13 protein-coding genes are annotated in these 14,302 nt (G+C 68.0%); 7 read left to right on the forward strand and 6 right to left on the reverse strand.

The window, feature by feature from the left end; translation table 11 throughout:
• Positions 1–182: 182 nt before the first annotated feature.
• From MSG_RS00835 to MSG_RS00860, 6 genes are read left to right on the forward strand one after another with little or no spacing between them, the layout of a single operon-like run.
• The gene (locus MSG_RS00835; protein WP_096436267.1) at positions 183–1,532 is read left to right on the forward strand and encodes an amidohydrolase family protein; all 1,350 of its coding nucleotides are present in this window, start codon (positions 183–185) and stop codon (positions 1,530–1,532) included.
• 2 nt (positions 1,533–1,534) lie between these two features.
• On the forward strand, positions 1,535–3,874 hold the full coding sequence (locus tag MSG_RS00840; protein WP_096436269.1) for a CaiB/BaiF CoA-transferase family protein: 2,340 nt from the start codon (positions 1,535–1,537) through the stop codon (positions 3,872–3,874).
• A gap of 12 nt (positions 3,875–3,886) precedes the next feature.
• Positions 3,887–4,240 (forward strand): hypothetical protein, encoded by a 354-nt coding sequence (locus MSG_RS00845; protein ID WP_096436271.1) that lies wholly within the window; start codon positions 3,887–3,889, stop codon positions 4,238–4,240.
• 12 nt (positions 4,241–4,252) lie between these two features.
• Positions 4,253–5,413 (forward strand): thiolase family protein, encoded by a 1,161-nt coding sequence (locus MSG_RS00850; protein ID WP_096436273.1) that lies wholly within the window; start codon positions 4,253–4,255, stop codon positions 5,411–5,413.
• Positions 5,410–5,832, forward strand: coding sequence for a Zn-ribbon domain-containing OB-fold protein (locus tag MSG_RS00855; protein ID WP_096436275.1), 423 nt, complete (start codon positions 5,410–5,412; stop codon positions 5,830–5,832). Before MSG_RS00850 ends, MSG_RS00855 begins: the two co-directional genes overlap by 4 nt.
• Complete coding sequence (locus MSG_RS00860; protein WP_096436277.1) at positions 5,829–6,476, forward strand: MarR family transcriptional regulator; 648 nt, start codon at positions 5,829–5,831, stop codon at positions 6,474–6,476. The genes MSG_RS00855 and MSG_RS00860 overlap by 4 nt, the downstream gene beginning before the upstream one ends.
• Here MSG_RS00860 and fadD1 read toward each other — a convergent pair.
• The 3 genes from fadD1 to MSG_RS00875 all read right to left on the reverse strand — a co-directional run bounded on the left by fadD1 (position 6,421) and on the right by MSG_RS00875 (position 10,179).
• Positions 6,421–8,058, reverse strand: coding sequence for a fatty-acid--CoA ligase FadD1 (gene fadD1 / locus MSG_RS00865; RefSeq protein ID WP_096443878.1), 1,638 nt, complete (start codon positions 8,056–8,058; stop codon positions 6,421–6,423). The two genes, MSG_RS00860 and fadD1, sit on opposite strands and share 56 nt — an antisense overlap.
• Positions 8,059–8,136: 78 nt before the next feature.
• On the reverse strand, positions 8,137–8,907 hold the full coding sequence (locus tag MSG_RS00870) for an SDR family NAD(P)-dependent oxidoreductase (protein WP_096436279.1): 771 nt from the start codon (positions 8,905–8,907) through the stop codon (positions 8,137–8,139).
• Positions 8,908–9,348: 441 nt separating this feature from the next.
• Positions 9,349–10,179 carry an alpha/beta fold hydrolase gene (locus MSG_RS00875; protein ID WP_096436281.1) on the reverse strand — a complete coding sequence of 277 codons (831 nt, stop codon included), beginning with the start codon at positions 10,177–10,179 and terminating at the stop codon, positions 9,349–9,351.
• A 66-nt stretch (positions 10,180–10,245) separates the two neighbouring features.
• Between MSG_RS00875 and MSG_RS00880 the strand changes: the two genes are divergently transcribed.
• Positions 10,246–10,854, forward strand: a complete 609-nt coding sequence (locus MSG_RS00880) for a TetR/AcrR family transcriptional regulator (RefSeq protein WP_096436283.1) — start codon at positions 10,246–10,248, stop codon at positions 10,852–10,854.
• 217 nt (positions 10,855–11,071) lie between these two features.
• Here the strand turns inward: MSG_RS00880 and MSG_RS00885 are convergent, their stop codons facing one another.
• From MSG_RS00885 to MSG_RS00895, 3 genes are all read right to left on the reverse strand, one after another.
• Entirely contained in the window at positions 11,072–11,845 is a 774-nt protein-coding gene (locus MSG_RS00885) for an HD domain-containing protein (RefSeq protein ID WP_142404493.1), read from the reverse strand.
• A 9-nt stretch (positions 11,846–11,854) separates the two neighbouring features.
• A complete protein-coding gene (locus MSG_RS00890; RefSeq protein WP_096443880.1) occupies positions 11,855–12,673 on the reverse strand; it encodes a polysaccharide deacetylase family protein in 819 nt (272 codons plus the stop codon).
• 201 nt (positions 12,674–12,874) lie between these two features.
• Positions 12,875–14,257: an alpha/beta hydrolase gene (locus MSG_RS00895; protein ID WP_096436287.1), complete on the reverse strand. Its 1,383-nt coding sequence runs from the start codon at positions 14,255–14,257 to the stop codon at positions 12,875–12,877.
• Positions 14,258–14,302 lie beyond the last annotated feature (45 nt).

The following is a 14,302-nucleotide window of genomic DNA, read 5'->3' on the forward strand; positions in this document are numbered from 1 at the left end:
CACCAGGCTGCGGGGCGTGATCGGGCGATATCGCCCGGACAAATCCAACAGACTAATAGTCACTCAAATCAAGCCGAGTTAGTGGGATTAGTCGGCGACAATTCGCCGGAATACACGCTTTTGGTGCATTGACAGTGCATTCGATACCATTGTCTACTAGTCACATAGCGAAGGAATGTGACATGAACAAGGACGATCTGATCCTGATCAGCGTGGACGATCACATCGCCGAGCCGGCCGACATGTTCGACGCGCACGTCCCCGCCAAATACCGGGATCGGGCCCCGCGGGTCGTGCTCGAGCCCGACGGCATCCAGCAGTGGTACTACGGCGACGTGCGCGGCCGGAACATGGGCCTCAACGCCGTCGCGGGCAAGCCGCGCGAGATGTACAACATCGACGCCTCGCGCTACGACGAGATGCGGCCCGGCTGCTTCAACGTCGACGAGCGGGTCCGCGACATGAACGCCGGCGGCCAGCTGGCGGGCCTGAACTTCCCGAACTTCACCGGCTTCTCCGGCCAAGTGCTCAACCAGGGCCCCGACCGCGACGTCAACCTGGTGATGATCAAGGCCTACAACGACTGGCACATCGACGAGTGGTGTGCGGCTTACCCGGGCCGGTTTATTCCGTGCGGCATCCTGCCGCTGTACGACGTCGCCGAGGCGGCCAAGGAAGTCAACCGCCTGGCCGACAAGGGGTGTCACGCTGTGACGTTCTCCGAGAACCCAGAAGCGTTGCAAATGCCCAGCATTCACACCAGGTATTGGTATCCGCTGTTCGAGGCCGTGTGCGAGAACAAGACGGTGCTGTGCACGCATGTCGGCTCCGCTTCGCGGTCTGCGCAGGTGTCGACGGACGCGCCGCCCAGCGTTCAGATGACGGCGTCGTCGATGATGAGCATGTTCACCTTCACCGAGCTGATCTGGGCCGAATTCTGGACCGATTTCCCGCAACTGAAGTTCTCACTCACCGAGGGTGACGTCGGCTGGATCCCCTACTTCCTGTGGCGGGCCGAGCACGTCTACAACCGGCACTCGGGCTGGACGCTGGCGCAATTCCCGCCCGGCTACGACGGGCCCATCGATGTATTCAAGCGGCACTTCTACACCTGCTTCATCAGCGACAAGGTCGGCGTGCACAACATGGACTGGTTCAACGAGGACATGCTGTGCTGGGAATCCGACTTCCCGCATTCCGACAGCAACTGGCCGTTCGCACCCGAGGACATCATCGCGACGATGGGTCATCTCGACGACGCGGTCATCAACAAGATCACCCACGAAAACGCCATGGCCGCATACTCGTTCGACCCGTTCGAACACGTCCCGAAGGAGCATGCGCGGGCCGGGCAGCTGCGAGCACAGGCCACCGATGTCGACGTGGTCACCCACGTCGGCCGCCGGGCCAGTCAGCGGGACAGGGACGCTTGGACGCGGATGACACAGTTCGCGCTGCGGGCGCAGGTCTCGGGGCAGGCGACGGTCGAGGCGGCCGGTATCGCCGGGCGCGCCACCACCCTGGGCAACTGAGCGTGGGAGCCGAGGCCCCGTTCGCCGGCTGGCGCGTCCTGGAGTTGTCCAACGGTATTGCCGTGTCGTACGCCGGCAAGATGTTCGCCGACGCGGGCGCCGAGGTGGTGAAAGTCGAGTCCCCGCAGGGCGATCGCCTGCGCGCGAGGTCTGCCGGGGGGCCGCCCGGAGCATTGTTCGGCTACCTGGCCGCCGGCAAGAAATCGGTGGTCGCCTCCGATCATGCCGAAGTCCGGCCGCTGTTGGCCGGCGCCGACGTCGTTCTCACCGACCTGACCGGCGGATGGACCTTGCACGACATCACCGCGCGCACCGGCGATTCGGCGGTGGTGGTCTGCGTGACGCCGTTCGGAACGACGGGACCCTACGTCGACGAGGGCGTGGTGGCCAACGAATTCATCCTGCAGGCCTTGTGCGGATCGACCGCCGGACGCGGCTGGCCGGACGACGAGCCCGTGCAGGCCGGCGGCCAGCTCGGTGACTGGTTGTCGGGCACGTTCGCCGCGGCGGTCGGCGCGGCCTGCGCCCGGCATGCCGCCCGGGGCGGTGGCGGCGAGGTCATCGACGTCTCCGCCTACGAGGCGATGGTGATCGCGATGGGCGGCCTCTCGGCGATGTCGGCCAGTGTCCTGGGCGCGGATTCCCTGATCAGCCAACGCAGTCTGGAACTGCCCTCCATCGTTCCGACCGCCGACGGCCTGGTGGGCTTCTGCACGATCACCGCGCAGCAGTTCCAGGATTTCCTGGTGATGATCGATCGTGCCGACCTGGTCGACGACGCCGAGCTGGCATCGTTCGCCGGGCGCGTCGCGCGCCGCGACGAGTTCCTCGGCATGGTCACCGAGTGGGCGCGGACCCGCACCACGAGCGAGATCGTCGACCTCGCGGTGGCCTTCCGAATCCCGGTGGCCCCCATCGCCACACCGGCCACGCTGCCCGACGTCGATCACTTCGTCACACGCGGCGTGTTCGTCGAGTCGGAACTCGGGGCGCTGCAGCCGCGGGTGCCGTATCGCAGCGCCGCCATCGCGACGAAGCCGCCCGGGCGTCCACCGCTGCTGGGCGCCGATACCGGCAATGTGCACTGGCCGCCTCGCCCGCATCGACGCGGGCCCGCCGATCCGGACGCGCTGCCGTTGGCCGACATCCGAATTACCGACTTCACCGCGTTCTGGGCGGGGCCGGTCGCGACCCAATTCCTCGGCGCTCTCGGCGCCGACGTGGTCAAGCTCGAAGGTGTGCGCCGGCCGGACGGCATGCGTTATTCCGCCGGACGACCCCCGGACTGGGACCAGTGGTGGGAATGGGGGCCGGTTTTCCTGTGCAGCAACAGCAACAAGCGCGACGTGAGCGTCGAACTCAGTACGGACGCCGGCCGGTCACTCGCGTTGCAGCTCGTCGCCGTCAGCGATCTCGTGCTGGAGAACTTCTCGCCCAGGGTGATGGAGAACTTCCGCCTGGACTGGGACGCCGTCGCGGCCGCGAATCCTCGTGCGATCATGGTGCGGATGCCCGCATTCGGCCTCGACGGCCCGTGGCGCGATCGGGTCGGCTTCGCACAGACGATGGAACAGGCGACCGGAATGGCTTGGACAACAGGTCATTCCGACGGCCCGCCGGTGATTCCGCGCGGTGTGTGCGACCCGATAGCCGGTTTGCACGCCGCCTTCGCCGCCATCGCGGCGCTGGCGGTCCGTGACCGGCGGGGTGCGGGCATGCTCGTGGAATCGACGATGGTGGAATCGGCGTTGAACGTGGCCGCCGAAATGCTGGTCGAGTATTCCCGCAATGGAATCCAATTGCGCCGGGCGGGAAATCGTGGCGTCGAGGCGACACCGCAGGGCGTCTACCGCTGCGCCGGCGACGACGACTGGGTGGCCCTCAGCGCGCTCGACGACACCGCCCGGGCGGCGCTGGCGAACCTCATCGGGCTTCCCGAACTGGATGCCGACGAGGCCGGCTGGCGCGATCGGGCCGACGAGGTCGACAAGCTGATCGCCGACTGGGCCGCACGACGTTCGCTGGCCGAGGCCGTCGACGCCCTGCGGGCGGTGAGGGTGCCGGCGGCCCCGGTCACGGAATCGCCCGCGCTGCTGAACAATCCGCACCTGCGCGCGCGGGGCTTCTGGGAGAGGGTCGACCACCCGGTCGCCGGCTCCTTCCTGTGCACCGGGATGCCGTTCGCCTTTGTCGGAAAGCCGCGGCGCTGGATTCGGCGGGTGCCGCCGCTGTACGGCCAGCACAGCGACGAGGTGTTGACGGGTCTGCTGGGGCACAGCCCGCAAGAGGTGGCACAGTTGCGGGCCGCGGGGGCCACCGGTGTCCGGCCGGCGGGCCTGTGAAGGGGCGCTGACATGGCCGTCACGTTGTGTGTGCCGCCGCGCCCCGGCGAGTTGTGTGCCCCGGTCCGCTTCCTGGTCCGCCAGGACTCCGTCGTGATGGAGCTGACCGCGCGGCATCGCATCGTCAGCGTCGAGTGGGACGAGCGCGAACACGCGGTGGCGATGGTCGTCGAGATCACCGACCCGCAGACCGCGCGGCCAGTCGACGTGCGCATCGACGTCGTGGAAAGAGGCGTGGCGCCAGGAGCCAAATCCGACGCCGGATCCTCGAATGCGCGGACAGCCACCATCGGCACCGTTGTGCGGGGCGGCCGCCAATGCGACGTAGTGGGCACCTATCTAGGGGTAGTAGCGGATGAAAATTGAAGGGCCACAAGGGTGAGCAGGAGACCGCGCACCGCGGCAATCGTCGGGGTGCACAACACCCGGCAGGGGCGCCGCCTGGACGGAGAGACCTCACGCGGCCTGGCGCTCAAGGCGATCCAGGGTGCGCTCGGCGACGCGGGCCTGACCCTAGACGACGTCGACGGGCTCAGCGCGGGCCCGCTGTCCACCGCGTTGATCTACGACCTGCGGCTGGGGCCGGCGTGGCAGGGGCTGGCGTTCGGGGTGGGCATGATCACCGAGGCGGCCACCGCGATCGAACACGGCATGGCCGATGTGGTGGTCCTGGTCGCCGCCCAGGCGGGCGAATACCGCGATCACGAGTCGACGGCCCCGTGGACGCGGCCCGAGAACGAATTCGTCGCGCCGTGGGGGATGTTCACCACCGCAGAGTTCGCGCTGATCGCCCGGCGGCACATGCACCGCTTCGGCACCACGCGCGAGCAGTTGTCGATGGTCGCGGCGACCATCCGTAACAACGGGTCGCAAAACCCGGAAGCCGTGTACTACCAACGCGGCCCGTTCACGCCCGACGACATCACCGCCTCCCGGCCCATCGCGGACCCGTTCCATCTGCTCGACTGCGCCACCACCTCCGAGGGCGGTTGTGCGCTGGTCGTCGCCAACGTCGATGAAATCGACGTCACAAGCCAGCCGATCTACGTGTTGGGCAGCGGGGCGGACTTTCACGGCCCGTCGTATCAGCATCCGCCCGCGTGGGATCTGGCTGGCCGGCGCGGTGACTACGTCAACGGTCTGGTCGGCGGACGCGCCGCCGACCTCGCGTTCAGCCACGCCGGCCTGCGCCGCGACGAGGTCGACGTGCTGGAACTCTACGACCCGTTCTCGTTCGAAATCATCCGCCAGCTCGAGGCTTTCGGATTCTGCGGCGAGGGCGAGGGCGGCCCGTTCGTCGCCGACGGCCACATCGCCATCGACGGCAGCCATCCGATCACCACCGACGGAGGGACCATGTCTTTCAGCCACGCGGGATCCAATCCGCAGATGATGCAGCGCGCCATCCGAGCCGTCCAGCAGTTGCGCGGCGATGCCGGTGGCCTGCAGGTGCCCGACGCGCATATTGCGTTGTGCAGCAACGGCGGAGCGGGCGCGCTGTTCACCACGCTGCTGATCCTGGGGGACGAGCGACCATGACTTCCGAGTCCCTGCGCCCGCAGACCGGGCCCGTGCCCCACGCCAGCAGTCAGCTCAGCATCCCGTTCTGGCGGGGCTGCGCCGAGGAGGAGCTGCGTTACCAGCGCTGCGCGTCGTGCGATGAGGCCAACTTCCCGCCGACCGAACACTGCCGCCAATGCCTTTCGCTCGACCTGCGGTGGACCACCAGCGGGGGGTTCGGCGAGATCTACAGCTGGACGGTGGTCTACCGCCCGGTGTCGCCCGAGTTCGCACCGCCCTATGCGCCGGCCATCATCACCCTCGACGAGGGGTACCAGATGTTGAGCAATGTCGTCGGGGTCACGCCCGAGGACCTGGCGGTCGGGATGCGCGTTCGGGTGCGATTCCATGCGGTCGGCCCGGACCTGACCCTGCCGTACTTCACCGAGTTCTCGTGAGCCCCGTCCGCACCAGCAACGGCCTGCCGGCGACGGCTTACCTGGTGCTGGGCGTGCTGGCTGCCAACGACGAACAACTCACCGCCGGCGAGATCAAGGTGCGGGCCGAACTGTCCGTCGGCCACTTCTACTGGTCCCCCTCGGTCAGCCACGTGCGACGTGAGCTCAGCCGGCTGCTGCAGCGGGGGATGGTGAGGCAGATCCGTGCCCAAACCGGCAAGCGCGCGATTACGCTTTACGAGACAACGGATTCCGGGCTCGACGCGCTGCGGCAGTGGGTCCAGCTCTTTCCCGGCCAGGACCAGGTAGTCATCAAACACCCGGTCATCTTGAAGACCTGGCTCGCGCGCGGCGAGGATCCCGAGCGCATCGTCGACACGCTGGATCGGCACCTCGAGTCGACCCGGGCCCGGCTGGACGAGGCGCTGTGGTCGCGGCAGCGCTCCCGTGAGCTGGGCATCGTCGACGACCCGGACCAACGCTTTTCGTTTGCCGTCCTGGATTACGCGATTCGCGGTCTGTACTCCGAGATCTCCAACATCTCCCAGCTACGTGACGAAATCGCCAGCGGCACAACCAAGGATCCCGTCACCCGGGTGCGACGGGCGAAGGGGCAGATCCGACGCCGGGCACCGAAGAGCTAGGCGCGGCGATCCGGTAGGCAGTGCCGCGCGGATCCCGGTGCCACAGGATGCCGTCGGGGCCGACGGCCGTTCCCTGGGCGATCAACTGCCGCTTGAGAACCTTGTGGGTCGCGGTGCTCGGCAGGTCGGCCGCGATCCACACGAATCGGGGGCGTGCCTTGGGGGACAGGTCGGGTTGGGCGTCGAGGAATGCCTCGAAGGCAGCGGGTTCGAGGACCTGGCCGTCGTTGAGTACCACCGCGGCCATCACCTGATCGCCGACATGGCCGTCCGGCACGGCATACACCGCGACGCGGTTGATAGAGCCGTGCCGCAACAAGATTCGCTCGATCGGCGCCGCGGCCAGGTTCTCGCCGTCCACCCGCATCCAGTCGGCGGTCCGGCCGGCCAGGTAGATCCATCCCTCCGCGTCGCGGTAGGCTAGGTCACCGGACCAGTACATGCCGTGCCGCATGCGTTCGGCATTGGCCTCGGGATCGTTGTAGTAGCCGGTGAAGAAGCCCGATCCGGCGGTGTTGACCAATTCGCCCACGGCCTCGTCGGCGTTGGCCAGCGCGCCGTTCTCGTCGAAGCATGCCACCGCGCACTCGGTGACAGTGTCACTGTTGTAGATCGCGATCCCGTCGATGCCCCGGCCGATCGAACCCTTCGGGGTTCCCTCCTCGCGGATGACGATGACCGCGTTCTCCGTCGAGCCGAAGCCGTCCTCCACCCGCACGCCGAAGCGGCGCCCGAATTCCGCGATGTCCTTGTCGTTGGCCTCATTGCCGAAGGCCACCCGCAGCGGGTTGTCGGCGTCGTCGTCGCGTTCGGGGGTGGCCAGGATGTAGGCCAGCGGCTTGCCGACGTAGTTCATGTACGTCGCGCCGTACCGGCGCACGTCGTCGAGGAAGCTGCTCGCCGAGAACTTCGCCGGCACGATCGCTGCCCCCGAACAGACCGCCGGCGCCCACCCCGCCACGACGGCGTTAGAGTGAAACAGCGGCATCGACACGTAACACGTGTCCCGATCGGTCAGGGCGAAGCGCTGGACCAGGTTGGTGCCGGCGAACATGGCCATCAGGTGAGATACCTGAACCGCCTTGGGATTTCCACTCGTCCCAGAGGTGAAGATCATCATGAACGCGTCCATGGCGTCCACTTCCCGGTGCGGGACCAGATCGCCGGCTCCGTCGATTAGTTCGGTCCACTGCGCGGTCGAGATGTCGAGGACCTGCGTGGCCCCGAGATCCAGTCCGTCCAGCAACGGCCGGTGCTCGGCGTCGGTCACGACGTACTGACAGTCGGCCCGCCGGATGTCGGCGGCCAGCGCCTCGCCGCGCCGGGTGTTGTTCAGGCCGCACAGCACGTAACCACCGAGCCCGGCCGCCGCCATCTGCGCGCACATCTCCGGGGTGTTGCCCAACAGCGCGCCGACGTGCATGGGCCGGTGCGGGTCGGCGGCGGCGATGAGTGCCGCGGCCCGGGCCGCCGATAACGCCAGATACTCGCGCCAACTCCATTGGAGGTCAACGTGTTTCACGGCGATACCGGGGTCGGACAAGCGGCGGCGCAGAAACGCCTGCATGGTGTCGTCGGTCATCGGCTCGGTGTCCACCTCCGCTATCCGCCTTTTACGAGACGAGACGGTCCGTCTTATACTAGCGGCCGACCAGGATCGCTAGCCGCCCACCATCATTAGGCCGCCGTCGACGGCCAGCAGCTGCCCGGTGATGAAGTCCGAGCCGGTGCCGGCCAGGAATACCAGCATCGGGCCGAGGTCGCGCGTCGGGTCGCCCAACGTCCCGCCGAGCGGGATCATCATTTTCATCTGCTGGTCGATCAGTGCGGCAGCGTCCGGCCCCAGAAAATCCCGGAGCCGGTCGGCACCCGCGGTCTGGACCGCGGGCGCCAGGGCGTTGACGGTGACGTTGTCGGCGGCCCAGGCCTTGGCGGCCGACCGCGTCCAAGCTTGCACGGCGCCCTTGGTCGCGGCATACACGGCGGAAATCGGGCTGCCCATCACGGCTTCGGAGGACCCGAAGTTGATGATCCGGCCGCCCCTGGGGGCTTGATCCTTCATGACGGCGTAGGCGGCCTGATTGGTCAGGATCGTCGCCTTGATGTTGGTGTCGAGCAGGAACGATATGTCGTCGGCACCGATATAGCCCGGAATGCCGGCTTGCCACAGACCCGCGGCGTTGACCAGGACGTCGAGGCCGCCGAGGTGCTCCGCGGCCTGCCGGACCATCGCCGAAACGGCGTCGGCGTCGCGCACATCGCACCGCAGCCAGGTGGCCGCGAGACCGTCCGGCGGCGGCGTCTGATGCTGGGTCGCGGCGACAGCCGCGCCGGCCTCGGCGAGGACCGCGACGGCAGCAGCACCGATGCCGGACGCACCGCCGGTGACCAGAATTCGCCGGCCGTGCAGGGGTGAGGTCGCATTCGACATGGGCGAAACGCTACCAACCGTCCAACCGGCCCCTCGGCTCCGAATCCAGCGGAGTGGCAGGGTTTGCTTACGCGATCGTCATCTGGGGGACTTATCGTGGGAAACGTGATGACTAGGGCCAGTAGGGCGATCGCGGCGGCGATCTGCGTCGCGGTCGCACTCGCGCCGGGCGGGCCATCGGCGACCGCCGATACCACGACGCCCGGTGCCACGGGGCAAACATCTGCACCCCCAAGCGATCCCGGGGCGGGCGGAGCGGTGCCCGTGGTTCCGGTGCACGGCGGGTGCATCATCGGACTCAATTGCGGGTGCATCCGCGGGACCACCGGCCCGTGCAGTGGCCCCCCGCTGTTGAAGCACCCCGCCATCCATGACGCTCCACAGAACGCCCGCACCGGCGCCGCGGACGGTCACCCCTGATCCGGCGCCGCGGGTAGTGCGCTAGGTCCGCACCGCGATTCCGGACAGCAGCTCGGCGAGCCGGTCGGGCCGGTCCAGCATCGAAAAGGTCCGCGCCCCGTCGATGACTTCGAAGCGGGCGTTCGGAATGGTCGCGGCCAGTCTTTCGCCATCGCCCAGCTCGAAGAATGTGTCGTCGGCGGACCAGGCGATGAGCGTGGGCTTGTCGAACTCGGGCAGCCGGGCGGCGACGCCGGTGGTGACCTCCGTGCGCATCGAGAGCGTGAACTGGCGCAGGTCCTCGGCGATCGCCGGGTCGGCGATCCCCGGCTGCACCCAGGCCTCGGTGAGCGCGTCGATGTTGCGATGGGCCAGCCCGTCGAACGCGCGGTTGCGCACCGCCGGGACCCGCATGGCCTGAGCCGCGGCCCGAAATGTCTTCTTGGACTTGGCCGCCAGGATCACCGGCTTGAGGACCGGTGGCGGAAAGTGCTCGAATGCGTCGCAACTGGTGAGCACGAGCGCGCCGAGCCGTTCGGGGTGGTGCACCGCCACCAGCTGGGTGATCACTCCGCCAGTGTCGTTGCCGACCAGCACGACGTCCTCGAGGTGGAGAGCGGCGAGGAACTCGGCGACCATGCCGGCGACGCCGGTGATGGTGCGGTCGGCACCGGGGCGCAGCGGCTGCGGATGTGCGCCGAGCGGCCAGGTGGGGGCGATGCAGCGCAGACCGAGGCTGCCGAGGCGCTCGCTGACGTCGCGCCACAGTTCGCGGCCCATCAGGTAGCCGTGCACGAAGACCACGGGCCTGCCGTGCTCGGGTCCGGTTGCTTCGTAATGGATGGTTGCGGCACTAATGTCGATCGTCGACATAAATGACTCCTACTCGAGAATGCATTTACAAACAGACTGTCTGTTCGTAAATTACCAACAGGTTGTATGGAAATCAAGAGACGCACCCAGGAGGAGCGCTCCGCGGCGACCCGCGACGCGCTGATCTCGGCCGCCCGCTCGTTGTGGGGCCAACGGGGCTACGCGGAGGTGGGAACCCCGCAGATCGCCGCGGCCGCAGGGGTTACCCGCGGCGCGATGTATCACCAATTCGCCGACAAGGCAGCGCTATTCCGCGAGGTCGTCGAGGTGGTGGAGCAGGACGTGATGACGCGGATGGGCAGCATCGTCGCCTCGTCGGGTGCAACGTCGCCGGCCGATGCCATCCGGGCCGCCGTCGATGCCTGGCTGGAGGTTTCCGGCGACCCGGAGGTGCGTCAGCTGATCCTGCTGGATGCGCCCAGCGTGCTCGGCTGGGCCGCGTTCCGCGATGTCGCCCAGCGGTACAGCCTGGGCATGACCGAACAGATGCTCATCGAGGCGATCAAGGCGGGCCAGCTGGCTCACCAGCCCACCCGGCCGCTGGCCCATGTGCTGATCGGCGCGCTCGACGAGGCGGCCATGGCCATCGCCACCGCCGACGACCCGAAGCGCGCCCGCCGGGAGACCAGGCAGGTGCTGCAGGCGCTCATCGATGGCATGCTGAACGAAGCCTGAGCCGCGGCGGTCCCGACGCGACACTGAACTCACGCAGGCGACACGCCGTGCGTAGGGTGCGTGGTTTCAGTCTCGGCGCGGCGGCGGGCTTCACCAGCCAGTCGTCGCGCACATCATGCGCGCGACGCTCAAAGAGCTTTGGTTCCAAGCGCGGTGGGACCGCCGGGTTGGCTGCGATGATTGCCGACACGATCACCGAAGAGCCGGACATTGTGGTTCAAGAGTCGAATGGCGCCAGCCGCACGGCCAGGGGCATTCCGCAGCGAACGAGCAGCCCGAAGCGCCCGTCCGGCACTGCCGCCGCCTCCGCTCGAATCATGTTCACCAGATCGCGCTTGAAATCGCCTCGCGGGTAGCGCCGTAAGGCTTCGGCCACGTTGTCCGGAGCGATGTCCCAGATGCGCAGCCCGGCGCCGTCGACCATGGCGCCCCATTGCAGATAGCAGCCCATCACCCCGTCGGCTTCGACCGTGATACCCGGTGTCGTGTGCACGCAGATGCCGTCGCCAAGCAACTCCGCGCGTTGGTCATCGACGCCCGCGGCACTCGCGCAGGAGAACATCCGCTCGGCGCTGCCCAGCGTGAAATCTCGGTTGGCCGTTGGGTTGACGATGCCGTAGTCGTGCAGCAGCGCCCCGCAATAGAAGAGCTCGTCGTCGAGCTCGCGCCCATCGACCGCCGCGAGTGCATGACCGAACAGCCAGGTGCGGTAGGAGTGGCCTTGGAGCGTCGGCGGCAGTTCCGAGCAGGCATCTTCGGCCTCGCGCGCGAATCGGGAATCGGGTATTCGCAACGCGTTCAGGTCGACCCGTGCGGCCGCCGCCGGAATCCGGCCCAGCGCGAGCTTGACCCGTCCGACGGCGTTGGTCCACTGGCCGACTGCCGTCGCCAGTAGCAGGCGCCTGCGCTCCGCGCGCGAGAGCCGCCCACCGGTGCGACGCACCCAGGCCAGACCTCCCAGCCGGTGCGGATCCGTTGTGCTGCCTGCCAATTGGGGTCGCTATGGCGTCCGCAGAAAGACGTCGTTAAGCGTGACAGTGCGAAGGTTGCGCTCGCGGATGGTGTCGAGAAGTTCCGGATACACGTGCGTGACGGGCGGGTGGTTGAGGTGCCCGATCACGATGGCCTGGGGAACGAAGTACTCGTCGGCCATCTTGACGATGTATTCCTCGGTGATCAGCGTCGAGTCCGACAGCGAACCCGACCACAGCGTGGGCACGGTGTAGCCGAGTTCGTCGGCCACCGCGTCGACGGCGGCGTTGTGCTTGCCGTAGGGCGGCCGGTAGTACGGTTTGGCGCCGATGCCATAGGTGTTCTTCAGGAAGTCGTCGTTGCGCTTGAGCTGTTCTTCGACCTTGCTTTGCGGCACCGACGTCAGGTCCGGGTGCGACCAGGTGTGGTTGCCGAGTTGGATCTGCCCGGAGTCCACCAGCGGATGCAGCAGTTCGCGATTCTCGGTCCAGGAGTCGTAGATGCCGTTGACGAAAAACGTCATCCGCAGGCCGGTGTCCTTGGCCAGTTGCGCGTAGGCGCGCACGACCTCACTGTTGACCCCGTCATCCAAGGTCAGCGCGAGTAAATCCCCGTCACCGGGGATCTTCGTCAGCGCGCCGCCGCCCGGTAGCGGGATGCGGGCACTCAGCGGTGGCGGCGGCAACAGGCCCCCCGCCGCGGAGGGGGCGACCGGTCCGGAGGTTGCGGCGCCGGCATCTACCGGCGAAGCGAACGTGCGCGGTTGCGGGTCGACGATCAGGCGGGCCGCTCCCACGCCGGCAACCGTGGCCGCGGCCAGCGATCCCAGAAAACGGCGGCGATTCAGCTCAGGCATGGCGGCCACGCCCGCGGTCCGACTGAGGAAGCGGCGCGGGCCGGAAGAGAGCCCGCCGGGGACTCCCTACCTCGACAAACATCGCATCCACAGCAGCGAACCGTACCACCCGACGAGGGATTATGTCGGCGACGTTACGGGAGGGTCAGCTGGGATTCGCGTTGCAAATAGATAACGGTGCAGACCAGGTATTCAGCGCGGCTCGTCGCCGCCGCGCTGCGGCAGCGGCACCGGCGGGACGCCCGGGGTGCCCAGTCTCGAGGCAAGCCAGGGCAGCGATGCCGTGAACGCCTGCGCAGCAAACGGCCAGTCGTGCCGGCCGGGCTGGGTGACCACCGCGCAGCTGATGCCGTGCGCGCCGGCGATGGTGCATAACGCGTTCGCGGCCGCGTCCTGGCCCTCCGGGTTGACGGACGAAGTGGCGTCCAGGGCCTGGTCGGCCGCCTGTGCCCCGCTGTGCGCGCCGGGCGGTGCGGGCACGTCGAACCACCCCGACAGCCCGGTATAACGCCCGTGCCTGGTCATGACGCTGATCGGGTCGAATTCGGCCCACGCGCGGGCGTCGCCGCCGAACAATCGGGCGATGCTCTGGTCGGTGGGGCCGATGCCGGGGCGGATGTCGCCGGCGATGTCCACGAACGCGCTGAACAGGTCGGGGTGCATCACGGCGAGGGTGACGGCGCAGGTGCCGCCCATCGACCATCCGGCCACGCCCCAGTTGGCGCGGTCGGCGCTCACCCCGAAGTTGGCGACGACGAACGGCACCACGTCCTTGGTCAGGTGGTCGGCGGCGTTGCCCCGGCTGCCGTTGACGCACTCGGTGTCGTTGTCGAACGACCCGGTCGGGTCGACGAACACCAGCACCGGGGCGAAGCCGTGATGCGCGGCGGCGAAGTCGTCGATGGCCGTGAAGGCGCCGCCGGGGCCCAGCCAGTCGGCCGTGGTGTTGAACGCCGAGCTGATCATCATGACCGCCGGCAGCCGGGGTGGCGGATTGGTGTTGAACCACGCCGGGGGCAGGTAGACGAGTTCCTGGCGGTGCGCGAAGTGCGAGGCGTCGGCGTCGATGGTGACCGGCACCACGACGCCCTTGGACGGCTTGGTCCCGGCGACTTGCATCTCGGTGACCCGAAGCCGGTCGATCTGGTCGGGCAGGGGCACCGACGTCAGCTGATTCCACGCGCTGAGCACCGTGGGGAAGTAGCCGACCCAATCGTTGAGGGCCACGCCCGCGCACAACACGCAGAGGGGCACCGAGAGCACGGCCACCCCGCGACGCCACCAGCGGATGCCGCGCCACCCGAGCAACAGCAGGGTCGCGGTCAGCCCGCTGGCCGCGATCCACACCCACAGCGACACGGGCGCCGGGTCGCCGGCCACCCCGATGGACCCGATGTACCAGTACGCCAGCCCCGCCGTCGCGGCCCCGGCGATCAGTCCGGCCGGCAGTGCCCTTTTACACCAGCTGCCGCGGCGCCAATCGACGGCGGTGACGGCGACGAGCGCCGCGAGAATTTGCAGTGTCGGCGGCAACCAACCGCGCAGCAAGGACAGCTGTCCGAAGAATTCGCGCAACGATGAGAACCTTCGCTAAATCCGATTGCCGCGCTAGACGCGCTG

This window comes from Mycobacterium shigaense, assembly GCF_002356315.1.
In the GTDB taxonomy this organism is placed as follows: Bacteria; Actinomycetota; Actinomycetes; order Mycobacteriales; family Mycobacteriaceae; genus Mycobacterium; species Mycobacterium shigaense.

Coding starts and splice junctions, on each gene's coding strand:
- MSG_RS00835 (WP_096436267.1), top strand. CDS start 183: ATGAACAAGGACGATCTGATCCTGATCAGCGTGGACGATCACATCGCC.
- MSG_RS00845 (WP_096436271.1), top strand. CDS start 3,887: ATGGCCGTCACGTTGTGTGTGCCGCCGCGCCCCGGCGAGTTGTGTGCC.
- MSG_RS00855 (WP_096436275.1), top strand. CDS start 5,410: ATGACTTCCGAGTCCCTGCGCCCGCAGACCGGGCCCGTGCCCCACGCC.
- fadD1 (WP_096443878.1), bottom strand. CDS start 8,058: ATGACCGACGACACCATGCAGGCGTTTCTGCGCCGCCGCTTGTCCGAC.
- MSG_RS00870 (WP_096436279.1), bottom strand. CDS start 8,907: ATGTCGAATGCGACCTCACCCCTGCACGGCCGGCGAATTCTGGTCACC.
- MSG_RS00875 (WP_096436281.1), bottom strand. CDS start 10,179: ATGTCGACGATCGACATTAGTGCCGCAACCATCCATTACGAAGCAACC.
- MSG_RS00880 (WP_096436283.1), top strand. CDS start 10,246: ATGGAAATCAAGAGACGCACCCAGGAGGAGCGCTCCGCGGCGACCCGC.